Origin of the sequence: Stenotrophomonas rhizophila (assembly GCF_003651185.1) — a bacterium.
Taxonomy (GTDB): Bacteria; Pseudomonadota; Gammaproteobacteria; order Xanthomonadales; family Xanthomonadaceae; genus Stenotrophomonas; species Stenotrophomonas maltophilia_Z.
The window spans coordinates 487,470-509,054 of sequence record NZ_RCDC01000005.1 but is presented as its reverse complement, the minus strand read 5'-3'; the positions used below and the strand labels follow the sequence as shown (position 1 = coordinate 509,054).

The 21,585-nt window shown below is 65.3% G+C and carries 21 protein-coding genes; 7 read left to right on the top strand and 14 right to left on the bottom strand.

Annotated elements, in window-relative coordinates; translation table 11 throughout:
• Positions 1-4 precede the first annotated feature (4 nt).
• The 6 genes from bamB to ndk are packed head-to-tail and all read right to left on the bottom strand — an operon-like array spanning position 5 to position 5,206.
• The gene (bamB, locus tag BCL79_RS14135; protein WP_121042158.1) at positions 5-1,213 is read right to left on the bottom strand and encodes an outer membrane protein assembly factor BamB; all 1,209 of its coding nucleotides are present in this window, start codon (positions 1,211-1,213) and stop codon (positions 5-7) included.
• Positions 1,213-1,851: a YfgM family protein gene (locus BCL79_RS14130; RefSeq protein WP_019183086.1), complete on the bottom strand. Its 639-nt coding sequence runs from the start codon at positions 1,849-1,851 to the stop codon at positions 1,213-1,215. The genes bamB and BCL79_RS14130 overlap by 1 nt, the downstream gene beginning before the upstream one ends.
• A gap of 59 nt (positions 1,852-1,910) precedes the next feature.
• On the bottom strand, positions 1,911-2,774 hold the full coding sequence (locus BCL79_RS14125) for a helix-turn-helix domain-containing protein (protein WP_121042156.1): 864 nt from the start codon (positions 2,772-2,774) through the stop codon (positions 1,911-1,913).
• A 6-nt stretch (positions 2,775-2,780) separates the two neighbouring features.
• A complete protein-coding gene (pilW, locus tag BCL79_RS14120) occupies positions 2,781-3,578 on the bottom strand; it encodes a type IV pilus biogenesis/stability protein PilW (protein WP_121042154.1) in 798 nt (265 codons plus the stop codon).
• A complete protein-coding gene (gene rlmN / locus BCL79_RS14115; protein WP_121042152.1) occupies positions 3,565-4,770 on the bottom strand; it encodes a 23S rRNA (adenine(2503)-C(2))-methyltransferase RlmN in 1,206 nt (401 codons plus the stop codon). Before rlmN ends, pilW begins: the two co-directional genes overlap by 14 nt.
• A gap of 10 nt (positions 4,771-4,780) precedes the next feature.
• Positions 4,781-5,206: a nucleoside-diphosphate kinase gene (ndk, locus tag BCL79_RS14110; RefSeq protein ID WP_008265389.1), complete on the bottom strand. Its 426-nt coding sequence runs from the start codon at positions 5,204-5,206 to the stop codon at positions 4,781-4,783.
• 321 nt (positions 5,207-5,527) lie between these two features.
• Here ndk and BCL79_RS14105 point away from each other — a divergent pair, with 321 nt between their 5' ends.
• The 3 genes from BCL79_RS14105 (at position 5,528) to BCL79_RS14095 (ending at position 9,884) form a co-directional block, all read left to right on the top strand.
• On the top strand, positions 5,528-6,190 hold the full coding sequence (locus tag BCL79_RS14105) for a TetR/AcrR family transcriptional regulator (RefSeq protein ID WP_121042150.1): 663 nt from the start codon (positions 5,528-5,530) through the stop codon (positions 6,188-6,190).
• A gap of 43 nt (positions 6,191-6,233) precedes the next feature.
• Positions 6,234-8,606 (top strand): 3-hydroxyacyl-CoA dehydrogenase/enoyl-CoA hydratase family protein, encoded by a 2,373-nt coding sequence (locus tag BCL79_RS14100; RefSeq protein ID WP_121042148.1) that lies wholly within the window; start codon positions 6,234-6,236, stop codon positions 8,604-8,606.
• A 69-nt stretch (positions 8,607-8,675) separates the two neighbouring features.
• Entirely contained in the window at positions 8,676-9,884 is a 1,209-nt protein-coding gene (locus BCL79_RS14095; protein ID WP_121042146.1) for an acetyl-CoA C-acyltransferase, read from the top strand.
• A gap of 252 nt (positions 9,885-10,136) precedes the next feature.
• Here BCL79_RS14095 and galU read toward each other — a convergent pair whose 3' ends face one another.
• The 8 genes from galU to cmk all read right to left on the bottom strand — a co-directional run bounded on the left by galU (position 10,137) and on the right by cmk (position 18,444).
• A complete protein-coding gene (gene galU, locus BCL79_RS14090; protein ID WP_121042144.1) occupies positions 10,137-11,018 on the bottom strand; it encodes a UTP--glucose-1-phosphate uridylyltransferase GalU in 882 nt (293 codons plus the stop codon).
• Positions 11,018-12,925 (bottom strand): polysaccharide biosynthesis protein, encoded by a 1,908-nt coding sequence (locus BCL79_RS14085; protein ID WP_183073785.1) that lies wholly within the window; start codon positions 12,923-12,925, stop codon positions 11,018-11,020. The genes galU and BCL79_RS14085 overlap by 1 nt, the downstream gene beginning before the upstream one ends.
• A 16-nt stretch (positions 12,926-12,941) precedes the next feature.
• Positions 12,942-13,916, bottom strand: a complete 975-nt coding sequence (locus BCL79_RS14080; RefSeq protein ID WP_121042142.1) for an MraY family glycosyltransferase — start codon at positions 13,914-13,916, stop codon at positions 12,942-12,944.
• Positions 13,917-13,919: 3 nt separating this feature from the next.
• Complete coding sequence (gene lapB, locus BCL79_RS14075) at positions 13,920-15,098, bottom strand: lipopolysaccharide assembly protein LapB (protein ID WP_121042140.1); 1,179 nt, start codon at positions 15,096-15,098, stop codon at positions 13,920-13,922.
• Between the two features lie 6 nt (positions 15,099-15,104).
• Complete coding sequence (locus BCL79_RS14070) at positions 15,105-15,389, bottom strand: LapA family protein (protein WP_121042138.1); 285 nt, start codon at positions 15,387-15,389, stop codon at positions 15,105-15,107.
• Between the two features lie 102 nt (positions 15,390-15,491).
• Positions 15,492-15,797 (bottom strand): integration host factor subunit beta, encoded by a 306-nt coding sequence (locus BCL79_RS14065; protein ID WP_019183098.1) that lies wholly within the window; start codon positions 15,795-15,797, stop codon positions 15,492-15,494.
• A gap of 87 nt (positions 15,798-15,884) precedes the next feature.
• A complete protein-coding gene (gene rpsA / locus BCL79_RS14060) occupies positions 15,885-17,570 on the bottom strand; it encodes a 30S ribosomal protein S1 (RefSeq protein WP_121042136.1) in 1,686 nt (561 codons plus the stop codon).
• A gap of 193 nt (positions 17,571-17,763) precedes the next feature.
• Complete coding sequence (gene cmk, locus BCL79_RS14055; RefSeq protein ID WP_046273768.1) at positions 17,764-18,444, bottom strand: (d)CMP kinase; 681 nt, start codon at positions 18,442-18,444, stop codon at positions 17,764-17,766.
• A 194-nt stretch (positions 18,445-18,638) separates the two neighbouring features.
• Between cmk and ykgO the strand changes: the two genes are divergently transcribed.
• The 4 genes from ykgO to BCL79_RS14035 all read left to right on the top strand — a co-directional run bounded on the left by ykgO (position 18,639) and on the right by BCL79_RS14035 (position 21,570).
• A complete protein-coding gene (gene ykgO, locus BCL79_RS14050) occupies positions 18,639-18,764 on the top strand; it encodes a type B 50S ribosomal protein L36 (RefSeq protein WP_057628212.1) in 126 nt (41 codons plus the stop codon).
• A 166-nt stretch (positions 18,765-18,930) separates the two neighbouring features.
• Positions 18,931-19,257, top strand: a complete 327-nt coding sequence (locus tag BCL79_RS14045) for a hypothetical protein (protein WP_121042134.1) — start codon at positions 18,931-18,933, stop codon at positions 19,255-19,257.
• Between the two features lie 46 nt (positions 19,258-19,303).
• Complete coding sequence (locus BCL79_RS14040) at positions 19,304-20,338, top strand: agmatine deiminase family protein (RefSeq protein WP_121042132.1); 1,035 nt, start codon at positions 19,304-19,306, stop codon at positions 20,336-20,338.
• 344 nt (positions 20,339-20,682) lie between these two features.
• Entirely contained in the window at positions 20,683-21,570 is an 888-nt protein-coding gene (locus BCL79_RS14035; RefSeq protein ID WP_121042130.1) for a carbon-nitrogen hydrolase, read from the top strand.
• Positions 21,571-21,585 lie beyond the last annotated feature (15 nt).

The window sequence follows — 21,585 nt, the reverse complement described above, 5'->3', positions numbered from 1 at the left end:
CTCCTTATTGTGCCAACCGGAACGCGGTCAGCTTTCCATCAACGTTCTGCACCAGCAGAATCCCATCGGCAGCTACCGGCTGTGCCAGGAGGGCGTCGCCGCCACTCTTGGCGCGCGCCGCGAACTCACCGTTATCGGTCCGCAACCAGTGCAGATACCCCTTGTAATCACCGACCACAACGTAATCGCCGTGGATGACCGGACCGGTCAGCGAACGACGGGCCAAGCCCGTCTGCGACCACATGGCCGAACCGCTGGCCTTGTCCAGGCCGAACACGCCGCCCTTGTTGTCGGTGACGAACACATTGCTCGAGGTCAGGGCCACGCCACCGGCGCCACCATGATCACGTGCCCACAGCGGACGGCCGGTCGGGCCTTCGATCGCCATGGTCTGGTTCTTGAAACTGCTGACGAACAGCGTATTGCCTTCCAGCACCGGGGCGCCGTCGATATCGGCCATGCGGTCCAGCTCGGTACGGCCTTCGCCGTTGCCGACCATCTGGTCCCACAGCGTGCGGCCGTCCTGCATGGCCAACGCGGCGATGGAGCCGTCGTCGTTGCCGATGAACAGCACGCCCGGGCCGGTGACGACCGGTGCGTTGCCACGCACGGTCAGTGCCGGCAGCTCGCGCGGGTTGAACCAGCGCTGGGTGCCATTCTCGGCATCCAGACCGGTCACGCGACCGTCGTTGCTGCGCACGAACACCATGCCCTGGCCCACGGCCGGCGCGGAGATCACTTCACCCGGCACCTTGGCACGCCACTTCTCAGTGCCGTCGGCCGCGTTCAACGCGATGACTTCGCCATCCAGGGTGCCGATGACGACCAGGCCGTCACCCACGCCCGGGCCACCGGACAGACGCAGCTTGGGCTGCTTCTTCACCTTGGCCGGTTCGTAGGTCCAGATCTTCTTGCCGGTCTGCAGGTCGATGGCATGCACGCCACCGTAGATGGCGGCCGCGTACACGCGACCATCGGCGACCACCGGGCCCTGACGGACACCGATGCGCTTCTCACCCTTGCCGACGTTGGCCGTCCAGATCTTGTCGACCTTGGCAGTGGCATCGAACTTGACCAGCTCGGCCGGTTCCAGTGCCTTCTTGGCCGCGGCATCTTTGCCGGCGAACCAGCCCTTCATCGTGCTGCAGCCGGTCAGGGCCATGCCCAACAGGGCAACCGTGGCAACGCGCTTGATCATGACCATCTGATTCATTACACCGACTCCGCAGGATCGGTGACGGTGCCACCGGCATCCGTCAACTTGGTTTCCAGCAGGCGCCGCTGGGGCGCTGCCACGTCCAGCGTCTTGAGCGCCTTCTCATACTGCTCGCGGGCGGCATCACGCTTGCCCTGCGCCATCAGTGCGTCGCCATGGATTTCCAGGCTGGCGCTGTCGGTTGCGGTGCCGAGCTGCTTGATCGCATCCTCGGTCTTGCCGGTGGCCACCAGCAGGCGCGCAACGCGCTGCTCGATCACCGGCTTGAATTCGGGGTCGGCCTTGATCGCGCGCAGGGTCGCCAGCGCATCTTCGTTCTTGCCGGCATCGACCTGGGCCTTGGCCAGCTGCAATGCGGCCAGATCGGCATAGATGTTGGCCTTGCCGCTTTCCAGGTCCTTCACACCCTTGGCGGCCTGCTCCAGATCCTTTTCTTCCAGGCTCTTGAGGACGATCTGGTATTGGACGTTGGCGCCGGCCAGGCTGTTGCTGTGCCGGGTCTGCCACTCTTTCCAGCCCCAGATGCCACCGATCGCGATGGCTACGCCAGCAAGGATGCTGACACCATTCTTCCGCAGCCAGCCGCGGACGCGTTCACTTTGTTCGTGCTCGTCGAGCAGGTCGTCGATCGCCATGCGTACTCTCGCCCCGCCCATGAGGAGGAGCTATTTGAATTGGATTGGGGAAACGCGGTTCAGTGCGAAACTGGGACCACGGAGCCGTCAGAGGATACCGTAAAGCGTGCCACGTTGGCTCGCTGGTACGGCGAAAGGTCGACGATAGTGCCGGCCTGCTGAACCTCGACCGCCGATGCATTGCCCAGCACCATGCGGGCCACCTGGCCTGGCGCGAAGCTGCGGGTCTCGCCCGACTTGATCAGGGCCTTTTCGACGGTGGTGCCGTCAGGCCCGGAAATGTCCACCCAGCTGTCGCCTTTGAACTGCAGGCTCAGCGCGCCGGCCTGCGGTGCCGGCGCAGCGGCCGGACGCGGAACCGGGGTCAGCGATGCCAGATACGGCGCCGCCGGTGCCGAGGGCTTGGCCGCTTCGACCGCCGCCGGTGCGGCCGGGTCCGGGGTGTCCCCACCGGCCACCGGTACCGCCGCCGGGATCACATCCAGCGAGGCGGTGTTCGGGGTGGTCGCCGTGCCATCGAAATGGCCACGGGTGGCGAACCACACCGGGACGGCCAGAACCGCGGTGATGCCGACATACAGGACACGACGCCCCAGGCTCTCGGCAATGCGCCGGGCCCGCGGGGTATGGGTGTGGCTGACCAGCTGCGGTGGCACGATCGGTCCGATATGCGCCTGCTCGAGGATCTCGCCGATGTCCACCTTCAGCAGACGGGCATAACTGCGCAGCTGGCCGCGCACGAAGACCGGCGCGCCGAGGCGCTGCCACTGTTCTTCTTCGAGGGACTTGAGTACCTGAACGGGCATGTGCAGCTGCTGCCCCACCGCCTCCAGGGTCAGTCCGGCCGCTTCTCGGGCCTGGCGAAGACGAGCTCCGCAACCGGCCGCAGTATCAAAAGCGTTCACAGTCTGGTCATCAATCACAATGCTTCAACCCCGGGGATTAGGTGCCGCATCCTGCGGAAATTCGTCATGAATTCGCTGCAGATAGCGACCGGATGCCACGCTGTCGCCAAGCCGCGCCTCGATTTGAGAGGCAAGTTGTAACACGGAACGTGTGGCCGGTGCAGCCGTCAAACGCCGTTGCGAAAAGGCCCGGGCCTCGAAATAGCGCCCTTGGGCGTACTCGTTGCGGGCCATCGACTCGAGCGCATAGGCATTGACGGGATCTATCTCAAGTGCCCGTCGCAGGTCCGGCACGGCCCGTTCGGGCTGGCCGGCGTCCAGTGCACAGCCACCGGCATTGGCCAGGGCGGACGCGGGCGTGGTGTAGCCCGGCGCCTGCAGCGCCCGGTCGAACCAGACCAGCGACTCGGCCGGCCGGCCATGAGCACATAGCCACGCGCCATAATTGTTGAGGACGTCGCCGCGCTCCGGGCCCAGCTCGGCGGCCTTGGCGTACAGCTGCCCGGCTTCGGCCTGGTTGCCGCGCTGGGCGGCGATGGCTGCCAGCAGCATGTAGGCCTCGGGACGCCGCGCATCGATCTTCATCGCCGCCCGCACCCGCTTCTCGGCGGCATCCGGGGCACCCGCGCGCAGCGACTCGCCGGCCAAGACCATCTGGTCCTGGTAGTTCACGCGTTTGCGGATCTCGGGGTTGTCCCGGGCCTCGTAGGTTGGCGCGACCTCGAGGGGACCGGACGGCGGTTTGATGCCTTGCTTGCCACAGCCGACCACTGCCAGCGCGAGGAAAACAACGGCTGGCAATCGGCAATCAGGCAGCGGCATTCCGGTCTTTCCCGTCCTGCAGCGTTTTATTGAACTCGGCCTGGCGGCGTGTGCGATCCATCACCTGGCCCTTGAGCTGGCCACAGGCGGCATCGATATCGTCGCCGCGGGTGCGCCGCACCATCGTCAGCACCTTGGCATCGAGCAGGATCTTCTGGAAGGCGCGGATCTCCGTTTCGCCGGAGCGCTCATAGCGCGTGCCCGGGAATGGATTGAACGGAATCAGGTTGACCTTGCCCGCGTTCGAGGCCTGCACGGCGTTGTCGAACTGGCGCATCAGCCGCGCCAGCTGGCGGGCGTGCTCGGGCTGGTCATTGATGCCCTTCATCAGGGTGTATTCGAAGGTGACCGATTCGCGGCGCTTGTTGGCGCGCAGGTAACGTGCGCACGAGGCCATCAGCTCGACGATCGGGTACTTCTTGTTGAGCGGGACCAGGGTCTCGCGCAGTGCATCGTTGGGCGCATGCAGCGACACCGCCAGCGACACGTCGCTCTCGGTGGAGAGGCGGTCGATCTGCGGCACCAGGCCGGAGGTGGACAGCGTCACGCGCTTGTTGGCCAGGCCGTAGCCCAGATCGTCGCGCATCACGCTCATGGCGCGCACGACGTTGTCGAAATTCATCAACGGCTCGCCCATGCCCATCATCACCACGTTGGTGAGACGACGCTGCTTGTGCGGAATGTTGCCCAGATGGCGCGCCGCGACCCACACCTGGCCGATGATCTCGGCGGTGGACAGATTGCGGTTGAAGCCCTGGGTGGCGGTCGAACAGAAGGTGCAGTTCAGCGCGCAGCCGACCTGCGAGGACACGCACAGCGTGCCGCGGTTCTTGTCCGGGATGTAGACCGCTTCGATCGCATTCTTGCCGTCGGTGCCCATGGCCAGCAGCCACTTGTGGGTGCCATCGGCGGAGGGCTTGTCGAACACGATGTTCGGGACCAGCACCTCGGCATGCTGCTTGAGCTTGGCGCGCAACGCCTTGCCGAGGTCGGTCATGTCATCGAAATCGGTGACGTAGTGATGGTGGATCCACTTCATCACCTGGTGGGCACGGTAGCGCGCTTCGCCGAGTGTCTCGGCGAAGAAGCGCTCCAGACCCTCGCGATCGAGGTCGAGCAGGTTCTGCTTGGCCACAGCCGGGCTCGAGACGAGCACGGATGGGATGGCGGTTGGCTGTACGACCTCGTTCACGGCATCACTCTCAGCGCGAGACGACTTCAGTCGCGGCGAAGAAGTAGGCGATTTCGATCGCGGCATTCTCAACCGAGTCCGAGCCGTGGGCGGCATTGGCATCGATGGATTCAGCGAAGTCGGCGCGGATGGTGCCTGCGGCGGCTTCCTTCGGGTTGGTGGCGCCCAGCAGGTCGCGGTGGGCCAGCACGGCGTTCTCGCCTTCCAGCGCCTGGATCATCACCGGGCCGGAGATCATGAACTCGACCAGCGCGTTGAAGAACGGACGCTCGCGGTGCACGGCGTAGAAGCCTTCGGCTTCACGGCGCGACAGCTGCTTGTACTTGGCGGCGACGACCTTCAGGCCGGCCTTTTCAAAGCGGGCGTAGATTTCGCCGATGACGTTCTTGGCGACGGCGTCCGGCTTGATGATGGAAAGGGTGCGCTCCAGCGCCATGGGAATACTCCGTTGGGCGGGCCACTTGATCGGCCCGAGGTTAGCATGAAAAAAACCCGCGTCAAAACGCGGGCTTAGCCTGATATACGTGCGCCAATTCTAACGTGTAACCCCGCCGTACGGTAGTGCCGGCCGCTGGCCGGCAACGCCCTGTGCGCCTCGGGTGATCGGCCTGTTCAGGCAATGGCGTGGTTGCCGGCCAGCGGCCGGCACTGTCGGGAGCGCGGATGAACGAACCCCCGTTTCTGCTGCGCCGCACAATGCAGCGGCGCGGCCACAGGTCTAGTATCAAACAATCGTTTGATTGAACTGCCCTGCCCCATGGCCAAACCTGCCCACTTCTCCACCAAGGACCGCATCCTCGGCGCTGCCGAGGAACTGTTCGCCCTGCACGGGTTCGCAGGCACGTCGCTGCGCCAGGTCACCAGCCAGGCCGATGTGAACATCGCCGCGGTCAATTATCACTTCGGCTCCAAGGAGAACCTGGTCAACGAGGTCTTCCGCCGCCGCATGGATGAAATGACCTCGGCCCGGCTGGGCCAGCTGGAGGCTGCGCGCCGTGAGCACCCCGGTGAGCTGCGCCCGGTGCTGGCCGCCTTCGTCGAGCCGGCCCTGGCGATGGCCCAGGACCGCCAGACCGGCGGCGCGTTCGTGCGGGTCATCGCCCGCGCCTACGCCGAAAAGAACGACAACCTGCGCAAGTTCCTTTCCGACCATTACGGCCACGTCCTGCGCGACTTCGGCAAGGCGATCTCCGCCTGCGTGCCGGGGCTGAGCAAGGAAGAGCTGTACTGGCGCCTGGATTTCCTCGCCGGCTCGCTGACCTACGCGATGGCCGACTTCGGCCTGATCAAGCGACCCGCCGGTGTCACCGAAGCGGCGCATCGTGCCCATGCCGCCCAGGAACTGATTCATTTCGCCGAAGCCGGATTCCGCGCCAGCGCGGCCTCGAGCGCTTCGACGACCTCCCTTTCCACCCCGTAGAGCCGGGCGCTGACCGGCTTCCAGACAACAAAGGCTTATCGACATGTCCAATTCCCTGCTAGTCCGCCGTGCCGCCGTGCTGGGTGCCGGCGTCATGGGTGCCCAGATCGCCGCCCACCTGACCAACGCCGGCGTCGACACGGTGCTGTTCGACCTGCCCGCCAAGGAAGGTCCGGCCGATGGCATCGTGCTCAAGGCCATCGCCAACCTGGGCAAGCTCAGCCCTGCCCCGCTCGCCAGCAAGTCCTACGCCGAGGCGATCACGCCGGCCAACTATGAAACGGGCCTGGAGCAGTTGCGCGACTGCGACCTGATCATCGAAGCCATCGCCGAACGGATGGCCTGGAAGCAGGACCTGTACAAGAAGATCGCCCCGTTCGTGGCCGATCACGCCGTGCTGGCCTCCAACACCTCCGGCCTGGGCATCAACAAGCTCGCCGACGTGCTGCCCGAGCAGCTGCGCCACCGCTTCTGCGGCGTGCACTTCTTCAATCCGCCGCGCTACATGCACCTGGCCGAGCTGATCCCGGCGACCACCACCGATGCCGCCGTGCTGGAAGGCCTGGAAGCGTTCCTGGTCACCACCCTGGGCAAGGGCGTGGTGTATGCCAAGGACACCCCGAACTTCATCGGCAACCGCATCGGCGTGTTCTCGATCCTGTCCACCATCCACCACACGCAGGCCTTCGGGCTGGGCTTCGATGAAGTGGACGGCCTGACCGGCCCGCTGGTTGGCCGCCCGAAGTCGGCGACCTACCGCACCTCCGACGTGGTCGGCCTGGACACCATGGCGCACGTGATCAAGACCATGGGCGACACCCTGCCCAACGATCCGTGGCATGAATTCTTCACCTCCCCGACGTGGCTGGACGCGCTCATTTCCAAGGGCGCGCTGGGCCAGAAGACCGGTGCCGGCATCTTCCGCAAGGTCGGCAAGGACATCATGGTGCTGGACCTGGACAAGCAGGACTACCGCCCGGCCGACCGCACCGCCGCGCCGGAAGTGGTCGAGATCCTCAAGATCAAGAACCCGGCCGAGAAGTTCGCCAAGCTGCGCGAGAGCCAGCACCCGCAGGCGCAGTTCCTGTGGGCGACCTTCCGTGACCTGTTCCACTACAGCGCCTACCACCTGGCCGATATCGCCGAGACTGCACGCGACGTGGACCTGGCCATCCGCTGGGGGTACGGCTGGTCGCTGGGCCCGTTCGAAACCTGGCAGGCTGCCGGCTGGAAGCAGGTCGCCGAGTGGATCGCCGATGACATCGTCGCCGGCAAGAGCATGAGCAATGCCCCGCTGCCGGACTGGGTGTTTGATGGCCGCGACGGCGTGCACGCCGCCGAAGGCAGCTACAGCCCGTCGCGCAATGCCAAGCTGCCGCGTTCGGCCCTGCCGGTGTACCAGCGCCAGCGCTTCCCGGATCCGCTGCTGGGCGAGACCTTCAGCCCGGGCGAAACCGTGTTCGAGAACGACGGCGTGCGCATGTGGCACGACGGCGACGGCATCGCGGTGGTCAGCTTCAAGACCAAGATGAACACCGTGTCCGACCACGTGCTCAACGGCCTGCAGGAAGCGATCAAGCGCGCCGAGCAGGGCTATAAGGGCCTGGTGATCTGGCAGCAGAAGGAACCCTTCTCCGCCGGTGCCGATCTGTCCGGTGCGCTCGGCCTGCTGCAGGCCGGCAAGGTGGACCAGTTCGAAGAGATGGTGCACAACTTCCAGCGCACCAGCCAGGCGATCAAGTATTCGCTGGTGCCGGTGGTGACCGCCGTGCGCGGCCTGGCCCTGGGGGGCGGCTGTGAGTTCCAGATGCACAGCGCCAAGAGCGTGGCCGCGCTGGAAAGCTACATCGGCCTGGTTGAAGCAGGCGTAGGCCTGCTGCCGGCCGGCGGTGGCCTGAAGGAACTGGCCGTGCGCGCCTCGCAGGCCGCAGGTCCCGGCGGCGACGTGTTCGCCGAGCTGAAGAAGACCTTCGAAACCGTCGCGATGGCCAAGGTCTCCAACTCGGCGGTCAACGCCAAGGAACTGGGCCTGATGCGCGCGACCGACAAGGTGGTGTTCAACAGCTTCGAGACGCTGCACATCGCCAAGGCCGAAGTGCTGGCGCTGGCCGAAGGTGGCTACCGTCCGCCGATGCCGGCCCGCCGCATCCAGGTCGCCGGTGACGTCGGCATCGCCACGTTCAAGATGATGCTGGTCAACATGCTGGAAGGCCGCTTCATCAGCCCGTACGACTACGAGATCGCCGTGCGCATCGCCACCGTGCTGTGCGGTGGCGAAGTGGATCGCGGCACGCTGGTGGACGAAGAGTGGCTGCTGACGCTGGAGCGCAAGCACTTCGTCGAACTGGCCCAGCAGGAAAAGACCCAGGCCCGCATCGCGCACATGCTCAAGACCGGCAAGCCGCTGCGGAACTGACGGAAGAGAACGGTAGTGCCGGCCGCTGGCCGGCAACTTCTTCCAGACCCCATTCAAGAGATCACTGCAATGACCAAGCAAATCCAGGACGCCTACATCGTCGCCGCCACCCGCACCCCGGTGGGCAAGGCGCCCAAGGGCGTGTTCCGCAATACCCGCCCCGACGACATGCTGGCCCATGTGCTCCGCTCCGTGGTCGCACAGGCGCCGGGCATCGACCTCAACCGCATCGATGACGCAATCATCGGCTGCGCGATGCCGGAAGCCGAGCAGGGCATGAACGTGGCGCGCATCGGCGTGCTGCTGGCCGGCCTGCCGGACACCATTGCCGCGCAGACCGTCAACCGTTTCTGCTCCTCCGGCCTGCAGGCCGTGGCCATGGCCGCCGACCAGATCCGCCTGGGCAATTCGGACCTGATGCTGGCCGGTGGTACCGAATCGATGTCGATGGTGCCGATGATGGGCAACAAGATCGCGATGGCCCCGAGCGTGTTCGACAACGACCACGTCGCCATCGCCTACGGCATGGGCATCACCGCCGAGAAGGTCGCCGAGGAATGGAAGGTCTCACGTGAGGAGCAGGACGCCTTCGCCCTCGCCTCGCACCAGAAGGCCATCGCCGCGATCCAGAACGGCGAGTTCAAGGACGAGATCAGCCCGTACGACGTGCGCACCCGCCAGCCGGACCTGGCCGACGGCCGCCGCATCATCACCCGCGACAAGATCGTGGATACCGACGAAGGCCCGCGCCTGGATTCGTCCGCTGAAGGCCTGGCCAAGCTGCGCCCGGTATTCCGCAACGGCCAGTTCGGTGGCACGGTCACCGCGGGCAACTCCTCGCAGATGAGCGATGGCGCCGGTGCGGTGCTGCTGGCCTCCGAGCAGGCGATCAAGGATTACGGCCTGACCCCGCTGGCCCGCTTCGTCAGCTTCTCCGTCGCCGGTGTGCGCCCGGAAGTGATGGGCATCGGCCCGATCGCTGCGATCCCGAAGGCACTCAAGCAGGCTGGCCTGACCCAGGACCAGCTGGACTGGATCGAGCTCAACGAGGCCTTTGCGGCGCAGTCGCTCGCGGTCATCCGTGATTGCGGCCTGGACCCGTCCAAGGTCAATCCGCTGGGCGGCGCGATCGCCTTGGGCCACCCGCTGGGTGCGACCGGCGCGATCCGCACCGCCACCCTGCTGCACGGCCTGCGCCGTCGTCAGCAGAAGTACGGCATGGTGACCATGTGCATCGGCACCGGCATGGGCGCGGCGGGCATCTTCGAGTCGCTGTAAGGCATTGATCGGTGCCGGCCGACGGGTCGGCACCGGTGCAGTGGGTGTCACCGGTGCAACCCGGTGGCGCCAATGCAACGGGTAGACACCGACCGCTGGTCGGTGCGCAGTCGGAAACGAAAAGGGCAGCCTCGCGGCTGCCCTTTTCTGTTCTGTCGGGAGCCGGCCAGCGGCCGGCACTACCCTCGCTGCTTGATGAGCCGGCCAGCGGCCGGCACTACCACCGCTGCATCGCGCGGCGGCAGCCCGTCCTCAGCCTTCGGCCAGCATCTTCTGCAGCACTTCGCGCGCCGGGCCGGCCAGCTTCTCGTTGTCGAGCGCGAAGCGGATCGTGGCCTCGACCAGGCCCAGATGGGTGCCGCAGTCGAAACGGCGGCCCTCAAAGCGGAACGCGTCGACACGCTCACTCTTGAGCAGCTCGGCGATCGCATCGGTCAGCTGGATCTCGCCGCCTGCACCGGTCCCGGTCGCTTCGAGCAGCTCGAAGATCTTCGGGCTGAGCACGTAACGGCCGACCACGGCCAGGTCGCTGGGGGCGTCTTCGGGCTTGGGCTTTTCGACGATCGCGTTGATCTTGCCCTGGCGGCCATCGAAGGCCTCGGTGGCCACGATGCCGTAGCTGCCGGTCTTGTCATGCGGCACGTCTTCAACCGCGATGATGCTGGCGCCGGTGGCTTCATTGGCATCGGCCATCTGCTTGAGGGCACCGTTGCCGCGGTTCCAGATCAGATCGTCCGGCAGCAGCACGGCGAACGGCTCGTCACCGACAATCGCCTTGGCGCACAGCACCGCATGGCCCAGGCCCAGCGCTTCCGCCTGCGTCACGAACACCGCGCGAACGCCGTTTGGCAGCACGTGACGGACCAGTTCGAGCTGTTCCTTCTTGCCGGCGCGCTCGAGCTTCTGCTCCAGCTCGTAGGCTTTGTCGAAGTAATCCGCGACCGCATGCTTGTAGCGGTTGGTGATGAAGATCAAGGTGTCACAGCCGGCCTCGATCGCCTCATCAACGGCGTACTGGATCAACGGCCGATCAATGATCGGCAGCATTTCCTTCGGAACGGTCTTGGTGGCCGGAAGGAATCGCGTTCCCAACCCTGCGACAGGAAATACCGCCTTGCGAATACGCTTGCTCATCAGAACCTGTTGGCCTCACGCGCGGGAAAGGCGAGAACTTTAGCAGAGCTGACGTGATCATCCTGTTGCAGCGGCGAGAACTCCGGCATGGTCGAGAACAGAATGCTGTTGATCGCATCAGTGTCGTAGGTGGCGATCGCCTCGCGCAGTTTCGGCACGTTGGCCAATACCTGTTCGCGCGCGAACGTGCGTACGCCGGCTTCGAGAATCTTCGGGTGTGCGGTAGGACGATAATCTTCGTCCGAATAGAAGAGCGTCTCGTGCAGTTTCTCGCCCGGGCGCAGGCCCGTATAGACGATGGCGATGTCCTTGTACGGCTGTTTGCCGGCCAGGCGGATCATCTGCTCGGCAAGCACCCGGATCGGCACCGGCTCGCCCATGTCCAGCGTGTAGATCGCCCCATGCGAGGCCGACGCGGCCGCCTGCAGGATCAGCTGGCAGGCTTCGGGAATCGTCATGAAGTAGCGGGTGACTTCCGGGTCGGTCACGGTGACCGGGCCGCCTTTGAGGATCTGCTCGCGGAACACCGGCACCACGCTGCCAGCCGAGGCCAGCACGTTGCCGAAGCGCACGGTCACGAAACGGGTGTGGCTGGTCTTCTGGTCCAGGCTCTGGCAGATCATCTCCGCGTAGCGCTTGCTGGCGCCCAGCGCGTTGACCGGATCGACCGCCTTGTCGGTGGAGATGAAAACGAAATGCTCGATCCGCGCTTCGACGCAGGCGCGGGCCACCGTTTCGGTGGACAGAATGTTGTTGCGCACCGCTTCGCGCAGCTGGCGCTCCAGTACCGGCACCTGCTTGTAGGCGGCGGCGTGGAACACCGAGTCCACCCGCGACAGCGACAGCGCATGGCGGATCACCGCGGGGTCCCCGCAGTCACCCAGCACCGCCTCCACGACCAGATCCGGGAAGCTGCGCTGCAGCTCGGCCTCGATGGTCAGCAGCAGCAGCTCGCTCATTTCGACCAGGACAATCCGCCCTGCCCCATGGCGGGCACACTGGCGGCACAGTTCAGAGCCGATCGAACCACCTGCGCCCGTGACCAGCACGGTGCGGCCACCCAGCCAGCCGCGGATCAGCGCCCAATCCGGCAGGATGGGCTTGCGGCCGAGCAGATCCTCGATCGCCACTTCCTTGAGCTCACCCGGCAACGAGTGACCCAACAGAATGTCGTTGAGCTTGGGCACCATGCGGAACGGAATGCCGGTGCTCTCGCAGATGGCCACCACCCGCTGCATGCCGACGGCATCCAGCGACGGGATGGCGATCACCAGCAGCTTGGCGGCGGTCTCGCGGACCACGGCGGGCGCGTCTTCCAGCGTGCCGAGGATCGGCAGGCCCTGCAGCTTGGCGCCCTGCAGATGCGGGGCATCGTCAAGCAGGCCGACCGGCTCGAAATCGCCGGAGCGGCGCAGGTCACGCACCAGGGCTTCCGCTGCCTGGCCGGCACCGAGGATCAGCACACGGCGGGCGGTGACGTCCGACTGCAGCGCCTGGTAGTCCTTCCACGCGCGATACAGCAGACGCGGGGCGCCCAGCAGCGCCGACAGTGCGAAGGGATAGATGACCAGCACCGACATCGGCACGCCTTCGAAGCGCTTGTACGCCAAGGCCACCACGATGGCGAGCAGGCCGATGAAGCTGGCTTTGAAGATGTTGAGCAGATCGGCGACGCTGGCAAAGCGCCAGAGGCCGCGATACAGGCCGACCCGCCAGAACACCACGGCCTGGATGACCAGCACCAGCGAGGTATCGATGTTCCAGAGCGGCAACGCCGGCGCATCGGCCAGCATCGAGTAGCGTCCCGCATGCAGCAGCTGCCAGCACGCCCAGACCATGAAGAGATCGTGGGCGACGATGGCGGCACGGGGCACCAAGCCGGTAAATCGGTCCTGCCAAGGCGTCATAAACAACGTAGTCCTTCTAGTTGCGCATTCCCTTGCGCAGGAGCAGCCAAAGGCCGGTCGCGAGGATCAACCACGCGATGGCCACGGCAGCCTCCCACCTCGGCTGCAGATTCGTGCATGCATTAAACACTGCCGCACTGAATATTCCAAAAACAAGATACATCCCGGTGACGAAAGTGTGGCTTGCACCACTTTTCACCGCGCGCTGATAGAGATGCTGCGTGTGGGGTTCCATCCAGCGCTGTCCGGACAGGATGCGCGAAAGCAATGTGAAGCCTGCGTCCACAAGAAAGGCCGAAAGCGGCACCAGCAACAGCAACCAGTGGATATCGGTACGCACGCTGACCAGGCAGACCAGGGCCGCGATCGCATAGCCCAGCGCCCCGCTGCCGACGTCCCCCATGAAGATGCGCGCCTTCGGGTAGTTGAACGGCAGGAAGCCCAGACAGGCCAGCCCCAACACCACGCCGGCCAGCCCGTAAGGTGGCGGCAGGACCAGGGCGAAGGCGAGACCGGCCAGGATGGCCTGCGTGGTCGCGATGCCGTTGATCCCATCCATGAAGTTCCAGATGTTGATCAATGAGGTGGCAAACAACAGCGCCAGCAGCGCCTGCCAAGGGTTGCCACTGGCATGCCAGACCAACCCCGCCAGAAGCGCGGCCGCGATGGCATGGACCAACAGGCGACGAACCGCCGGCAGGGGCCGGTGGTCGTCCCACCAACCAATCCCCGCGACCAGCACCAGCCCCAGTGCGAATACCGCCAGGGTGAGGCCGGCCTTGGGCCAGATCACCGCAGCGACCGCGCAGGCCAGCAGCAGGGTCAGCACGATCGCGATGCCGCCGCCGCGTGGCGTCGCCACCCCGTGGCTGCGGCGCTCGCCGGGCTCATCCAATAGATTGCGGCGCAGCGCATAGGCGCGGGCGCCCCAGGTGAGGCCCGCCGATACCGCCAGCACCGCCAGCAGCCCCGCCATCCAGGCGACCATCATGGTTCAGAGCACCGCGTAGTTGAGCAGCGGCTTGACGGTGCCCCATTCCTTGCAGCTCGGGCACTGCCAGTGATGCGTGCGCGCGCCGAAGCCACAGCGGGTGCAGCGGTACGCCGGATTGCGCACCAGCAACTGGTCGGTGATGTGCTTGAGGTCGTGCAGGGTCGCGGTGGAATCGGCGCCCTCGGCCAGGGTCAGGTCGATCAGGGCCGACTCGCCACGCACGGAAGGACGATCCTTGAGCTGGCGGCCGAGGTAGGCGCGCGCCGGAGCCACACCCTCCTGCTCCTCCATCAGCTGGGTCAGCGCCAGCACCGGGGCGATGCCGCGGTAATGTTCGGTCATCTCAGAGAGAAACGCGCGCGCGCCACCGAGGTCGCCGACCTTGCGGTAGTTCTGCATCAGCGCCTGCAGCACTTCCGGCAGGTACTCCGGATCATTGCGGGCGGCACGTTCGAAGGCACGCACGGCGGCTTCGGCATTGCCGGCGTCGTTCTCCAGGCGCCCTTCAATGATGCCGGCACGCACCGACATCGCATCGGCCTGGTAGGCGCGCGCGATGGCCGCGCGGGCCTCTTCGATCTTCCCGGCGCCACGGTAACGCTCGGCCAGCTCGCATTCGAACTGCCCGATCAGCTTGCCCATCGGCTCGCCGGTGACCTCTTCGAAGCGGCTGGCGTTGTCGATCGCCTTTTCCCAGTCGCGCTCGGCCTGGTAGATGCCGATCAGGTGCTTGAGCGCCTGCGGTGCGCGCTGGTCGATCTGGGCGAGCTCGGTGAACACGGTTTCGGCGCGATCAAGCAGGCCGGACTTCATGTAGTCCTCGCCCAGCGCCAGCAGCGCCTGGACACGCTGCTGATCGCTCAGGTCCGCGCGGTTGACCAGGCCCTGGTGCAGGCGGATCGCACGATCAACCTCACCGCGGCGGCGGAACAGATGGCCCAGCGCGACCTGGGTCTCGAAGGTTTCCTTGTCCAGCTCGGCGATGTGCAGGAACAGCTCGATCGCCTTGTCCGGCTGCTCGTTGAGCAGATAGTTCAGGCCGCGGAAGTACGTGCTGGACAGATGGCTGACCTGGTTGTCGCCATGGCGTTGACCGCCGCGACGCCCGATCACCCAGCCCGACAACGCGGCCAGGGGCAGGAACAGGAAGAACCAGAACCACTCGGAGACAAATTCCATCGGCGCTCAGCGTCCGTCGAATGTAGAAGAAGAAGGGGGTGCCACGACCACGGCAGGCGCGGCTTTCTGCGCGCGGCGCAGTTTGGCGTACAACGGGATCACCACGCTGGCGAGCACCAGGCCGCCGCCGATGAGCGCACCGGACAACAAGGCGATGATGATCGCCACGCCGGTGGTGGAATTAATCTGGGTAAAGCCCAGGCTGATGATGATCGGCTGCGAGTTGAGGGCGCCGATGATGAGACCCACGACCAGAACCGCCAGCAGGATCAGCAGACGTACGATGTTCATGCAGCAGCTCCAGTTCCGTAGGGCTCAAGAGTAGCGGACTAACACTCCGCTCTACCAGCCGACTCCGTGGAAATCACGCATCCGCCCCTTGGCGGATGACACTCAGGCAGGATCGCTTTCCAGCGGTACCACGGCGCTGACGCGCTCGCGCAGTTCCTTGCCCGGCTTGAAGTGCGGGACATGCTTGCCCGGCAACGCGACCGATTCCCCGGTCTTGGGATTGCGCCCCAGCCGTGCCGGCCGGTAGTGCAACGAAAAACTGCCGAACCCGCGGATCTCGATGCGATCCCCGCCGGCCAGCGCCCCACCCATCATTTCCAGCAACGACTTCACGGCCAGATCGACATCGTCCGACTTCAAATGCGCCTGTCGGCGCGCCAGGATTTCGATCAGCTCGGATTTGGTCATTACGGGCTCTTGGGGAGGAACTCAGACCCTGAAACGGCCCGGACTGATGTCCGGGCCGCCCAGGAAACTACGACAGCGACAGACCGATTACTCGGACTTGTTGCCGTTCAGCTGTGCACGCAGCAGCGCGCCGAGCTGGGTGGTGCCGCTCGAGGCCGAAGAGGACTGGTATTCCTCCAGCACTTCGCGCATTTCCGCGTCGTCCTTGGCCTTGATCGACAGCTGCAGGGTACGACCCTTGCGATCCATGCCCACGAACTTGGCTTCCACCTTGTCGCCGACCTTCAGGAACTGGGTCGCGTCGTCCACGCGCTCGTTCGCAACGTCGCGAGCGGCCACGTAGCCTTCGATGCCGTCAGCCAGTTCGATGGTAGCGCCCTTGGCGTCCACTTCCTTGACCACGCCTTCGACCTTGGAACCCTTCGGGTTGGCCGCCATGTACTGACCGAACGGATCCTGCTCCAGCTGCTTGACGCCCAGGCTGATGCGCTCGCGCTCCGGATCGACGGCCAGGACGACTGCGTCCAGGTTGTCGCCCTTCTTGTAGTTGCGGACCACGTCTTCGCCGGTGGTGTTCCAGCTGATGTCGGACAGGTGCACCAGGCCATCGATACCGCCGTCCAGGCCGATGAAGATGCCGAAGTCGGTGATCGACTTGATCTGGCCCGACACCTTGTCGCCCTTCTTGTGGATGGCAGCGAAGGTTTCCCACGGATTGGCGGCAACCTGCTTCATGCCCAGCGAGATGCGGCGACGCTCCTCGTCGACGTCCAGGACCATGACTTCAACTTCGTCACCGACCTGCACAACCTTGGACGGGTTGACGTTCTTGTTGGTCCAATCCATTTCCGACACGTGCACCAGACCTTCGACGCCCGGCTCGATCTCGACGAATGCGCCGTAATCGGTGACGTTGGAGACCTTGCCGAAGACGCGGCTGTTGGCCGGGTAACGACGGGCGATGTTGTCCCACGGATCCTCGCCCAGCTGCTTCAGACCCAGCGAAACGCGGTTGCGCTCGCGGTCGAACTTCAGCACGCGCACGTCCAGCTCGTCGCCGACGTTCACGACTTCGGACGGATGGCGCACGCGCTTCCAGGCCATGTCGGTGATGTGCAGCAGGCCGTCGATACCGCCCAGGTCCACGAATGCGCCGTAATCGGTCAGGTTCTTGACGACACCCTTCAGGATCGCGCCTTCCTGCAGCTTGTCCATCAGCTGCTCGCGCTCTTCCGAATGCTCGCTTTCGACGACTGCACGACGGGACACAACGACGTTGTTACGCTTGCGGTCCAGCTTGATGAGCTTGAATTCCAGCTCCTTGCCTTCCAGGTAGGCCGGGTCGCGCACGGGGCGCACATCCACCAGCGAACCGGGCAGGAACGCGCGGACATCCTTGATGTCCACGGTGAAACCACCCTTGACCTTGCCGCTGATGCGGCCGGTGATGGTTTCGTTCTTTTCCAACGCTTCTTCCAGCTCGTCCCACACCATCGCGCGCTTGGCTTTCTCACGCGACAGAACGGTTTCACCGAAGCCGTTCTCGATGGAATCGAGGGCAACCTTGACGACGTCGCCTTCAGCGACATCGATCTCGCCAGCGTCGTTACGGAACTGTTCGATCGGCACGATGCCTTCGGACTTCAGGCCGGCGTTGATCACCACGACATCGCCGCGGACTTCAACAACGACACCGCTGACGATCGAGCCCGGCTTCAGCTTGGCCAGATTGGCCTGACTGGCTTCGAACAGCTCTGCAAATGATTCGGTCATTAGATTTACTCTGTTGGACACATGGGCATTGGCCCCCGAAGGGAACCGCTTACTGCCCGCCTGTTGGTCGACCCCGGTAACGCAGGTCGTGTGTTAAGTAGGAAAACCGCCACGCATCATTGCGGGACGGAGCTTTTGTTGCCTTGCGATGGTGCGACACCGTCGATGGATTGACGGCCTCCTTTACAACGGATCAGGCACCCGAAACCGGAAGCAGATCCAATACCTTGGCAACGACAGCGTCGATGCCAATACCACTGGTGTCGATGACGACGGCATCGTCTGCCGGCTTCAGGGGCGCCACTGTGCGCTGTGCATCACGGGCGTCGCGGGCCATGATCTCGCGCAGGAGGTCGTCAAAGTTAACCGAAACACCCTTGTCTTTCAACTGCTTATGCCGCCGCTCGGCCCGTTCCTCGGCGCTGGCGGTCAAAAACACCTTGAATGGGGCGTCCGGGAAGATGACCGTGCCCATGTCCCGTCCGTCGGCGACCAGGCCCGGCTCCATCCTGAATGCGCGTTGGCGCTCTTTCAGCGCCGCCCGGACCTCCGGGATGGCGGCAATGGCCGAGGCCAGCGCCCCGGTGGTCTCCAGGCGCAGCTCGTCGGTGGCATCGGTCTCGTTGACCAGCACCCGCAGCCCGCCATCGGCCGATTCCACGAAGCGCACGTGGGTGTCGAAGGTGCAGCGCACCAGCGCCGAGGCGTCTGAGGTATCGATATCAGCCCAGCTGGCGGCCACGCCCACCGCCCGGTACAGGGCGCCCGAATCCAGGTAATGCCAGCCCAGGCGGCGTGCGACAATGCGGCTGACAGTGCCTTTGCCGGCCCCGGAAGGACCGTCGATGGTGAGCACGGATGGAAGCTGATTCATGGGTTTCCCGGTAGATGTGACCGCCCATTCTAGCCCCTGCCCGGGGCGGCTTGAGACTTTTTTGGCCCAACCACTTGAAAGGATGGGAAAAAGCCCGGTAGAATGGCGGGCTTGAACGGGCGTCACCTGCCGATTGTCATCTGCATATCGCGGCCGCGCTCCAACCGAATCCAACGTTTACGCCGAGGTATGCAATGAAAGTCCTGTCTTCCCTGAAGTCGGCCAAGACCCGTCACCGCGACTGCAAGGTCGTCCGTCGCCGCGGCAAGATCTTCGTGATCTGCAAGTCGAACCCGCGCTTCAAGGCTCGCCAGCGCTGAGCCGGCTGGCCTCACGGCCGCCATCGGTCCCTCACCGGACCGGGTGATGAACAAAAAGCCGCCTCCGGGCGGCTTTTTGCTGCCATTTTTGGTGTAATCGCCGGGTAGCTCACGACCGTTGGCCGTGGGACCTTCCGCATTCTTGACCACTGGGGAGTAGATCGAGATGAAGCGTTACCTGACCACTTTGCCGTTGCTGGCCGTGCTGGCCGTTTCCAATGCCCACGCCGACACCCTGCTGATCGACCGCAGCCGTGAAAAGCCCGCCGTCGCCCTGCCCGTCCGCGGCCAGAGCATGCAGCAGGTCCAGGCCCAGTTCGGCGAGCCGGGCGAGCGCCTGGATCCGCGCGGCGGGCAGAAGCGCCAGTGGCCCACGATCAACCGCTGGGTCTACCCGCAGTTCACCGTGTACTTCGAAAAGCAGAAGGTGATCGACGTGGTCGCCAACCGCGCCGACGCCAACGAGATCGGGCCGAAACCGCCGATCCGCTGACCCCTTTCCCTTTGCCCGCCAGCCGGCGGGCCATCGCACTGAGATCATGAACGACACGCTCCGCTTTCCGGCCGAATGGGAATCCCAGTCCGCCATCCTGATCGCCTGGCCCCACGCCGACACCGACTGGGCCGACCGCCTGGGTGACGTCGAGGACACCTACATCGCGCTCGTCGCGGCCATCACCCGCTTCCAGCCGGTGGTGATCATCGTCGCCGACGACGACCTGGAGGCGTACGCCGATGCGCGCCTGCGTTCGAACCGGATCGACACGGATCGCGTGCGGTTCGTGACCGCCCAGTACGATGACACCTGGCTGCGCGACTCCGGCCCGATCACGCTCAAGCGTGCCGATGGCGGCTTCCGCCTGCTGGACTTCCGCTTCACCGGCTGGGGCGGCAAGTTCGACGCCAGCCTGGATGACCAGCTGGTGGGTGTGCTGCACGCGGCCGGCACCTTCGCAAACGCCGAACTGCAGAGCATTCCGTTCGCGCTGGAAGGCGGCGGCATCGAGACCGACGGCGCCGGCACCCTGCTGACCACCTGGCAGTGCCTGCACGAGCGTCATCCGGACCGCAGCCGCGAATCGCTCAGCGCCGACCTGGCCACCTGGCTGGCCCAGGACCGTGTGCTGTGGCTGGACCATGGCTATCTGGAAGGCGACGACACCGACGCCCACATCGATACCCTGGCCCGCTTCGCCTCGACCGACAGCATCGTCTACCAGGCCTGCGATGACGCCGGCGATTCGCACTACGCCGAACTGCAGGCGATGGGTGCCGAGCTGGCGGCGCTGCGTACGACCGACGGCCAGCCGTACCGCCTGTTCCCGCTGCCGTGGGCGCAGCCGGTAATCGACGAAGGCCGCCGCCTGGCGGCTTCCTACGCGAATTACCTGATCCTCAACGGCGCGGTGCTGATGCCGGCCTACGGCGATGCGGCCGACGAAGCGGCGCGTGCGGTGTTGGCCCAGGCTTATCCGGACCGCGAGATCGTGCCGGTGCCGTGCCGTTCGCTGATCTGGCAGAACGGCAGCCTGCACTGCATCACGATGCAGCTGCCGGCGGGGTTGCTGGCCTGACAGCAAAGCACGCGGCCTGAAGGCTGCGGAGGCTGGGCTGGCGGGGGCGGAGGTGCGGGACGCGCCGTAAACCCATCCCTGGGGGCTCGTGGGCGCCATCCATGGCGCCCTGACGGTCCCGCACCTCCGCCCCCGCCATCCCTTCGACAGTGCACGGGCGGCCAACGGAAGAGCGACAGGTCACGCCGATGCGCCTGGCCAGTGAACTGTTGCCCGGAACATTCTGCGGAGCCGGCCAGCGGCCGGCACTACCGACGCGCGGGTGTTGACCATTTAGCAGCCAGCACGCTGCGTGCACCCATCCGCGATAAACTGCGTTTTTCCCCTTGCAGGACCGTCTCCGGATGAGCTCACGCCACACCCTTTCCGTCGCCCTGATCCAGGAGCGCAACCACGGCGATGCCGAGGCCAATCTGGCCGTCATCGAAGCGCGCGTGGCTGAAGCGGCCGCGCAGGGTGCCAAGCTGATCCTGCTGCAGGAACTGCACAACGGTGCGTACTTCTGCCAGCACGAGTCGGTGGATGAATTCGATCTGGCCGAGCCGATCCCGGGCCCGAGCACGGAGCGCCTGGGCGCGCTGGCCAAGAAGCACGGCGTGGTGATCGTCGGCTCGCTGTTCGAGCGTCGCGCTGCCGGGCTGTACCACAACACCGCGGTCGTCTTCGAGAAAGACGGCACCCTGCTCGGCAAGTACCGCAAGATGCACATCCCGGATGATCCGGGCTTCTATGAGAAGTTCTACTTCACCCCGGGCGATCTGGGCTTCACCCCGATCGACACCTCGGTGGGTCGCCTCGGCGTGCTCGTGTGCTGGGACCAGTGGTATCCGGAAGCGGCGCGCCTGATGGCGCTGGCCGGCGCGGAGCTGCTGCTCTACCCCACCGCGATCGGCTGGGATCCGGACGACCAGCGCGACGAACAGGGCCGCCAGCGCGATGCGTGGGTGCTCAGTCACCGCGGCCATGCCGTGGCCAACGGCGTGCCGGTGTTGAGCTGCAACCGCGTCGGCCATGAAGCCTCGCCGATGGGTGCCTCGGGCATCCAGTTCTGGGGCAACAGCCACGTGCTGGGCCCGCAGGGCGAGTTCATCGCCGAAGCCGGTGGCGAGCCGACTGTGCTGGTCTGCGATGTGGACCTGCAGCGCAGCGAACACGTCCGCCGTATCTGGCCGTTCCTGCGTGATCGCCGCATCGATGCATACGGCGATCTGCTCAAGCGCTACATCGACTGACCGACCAGGACACCC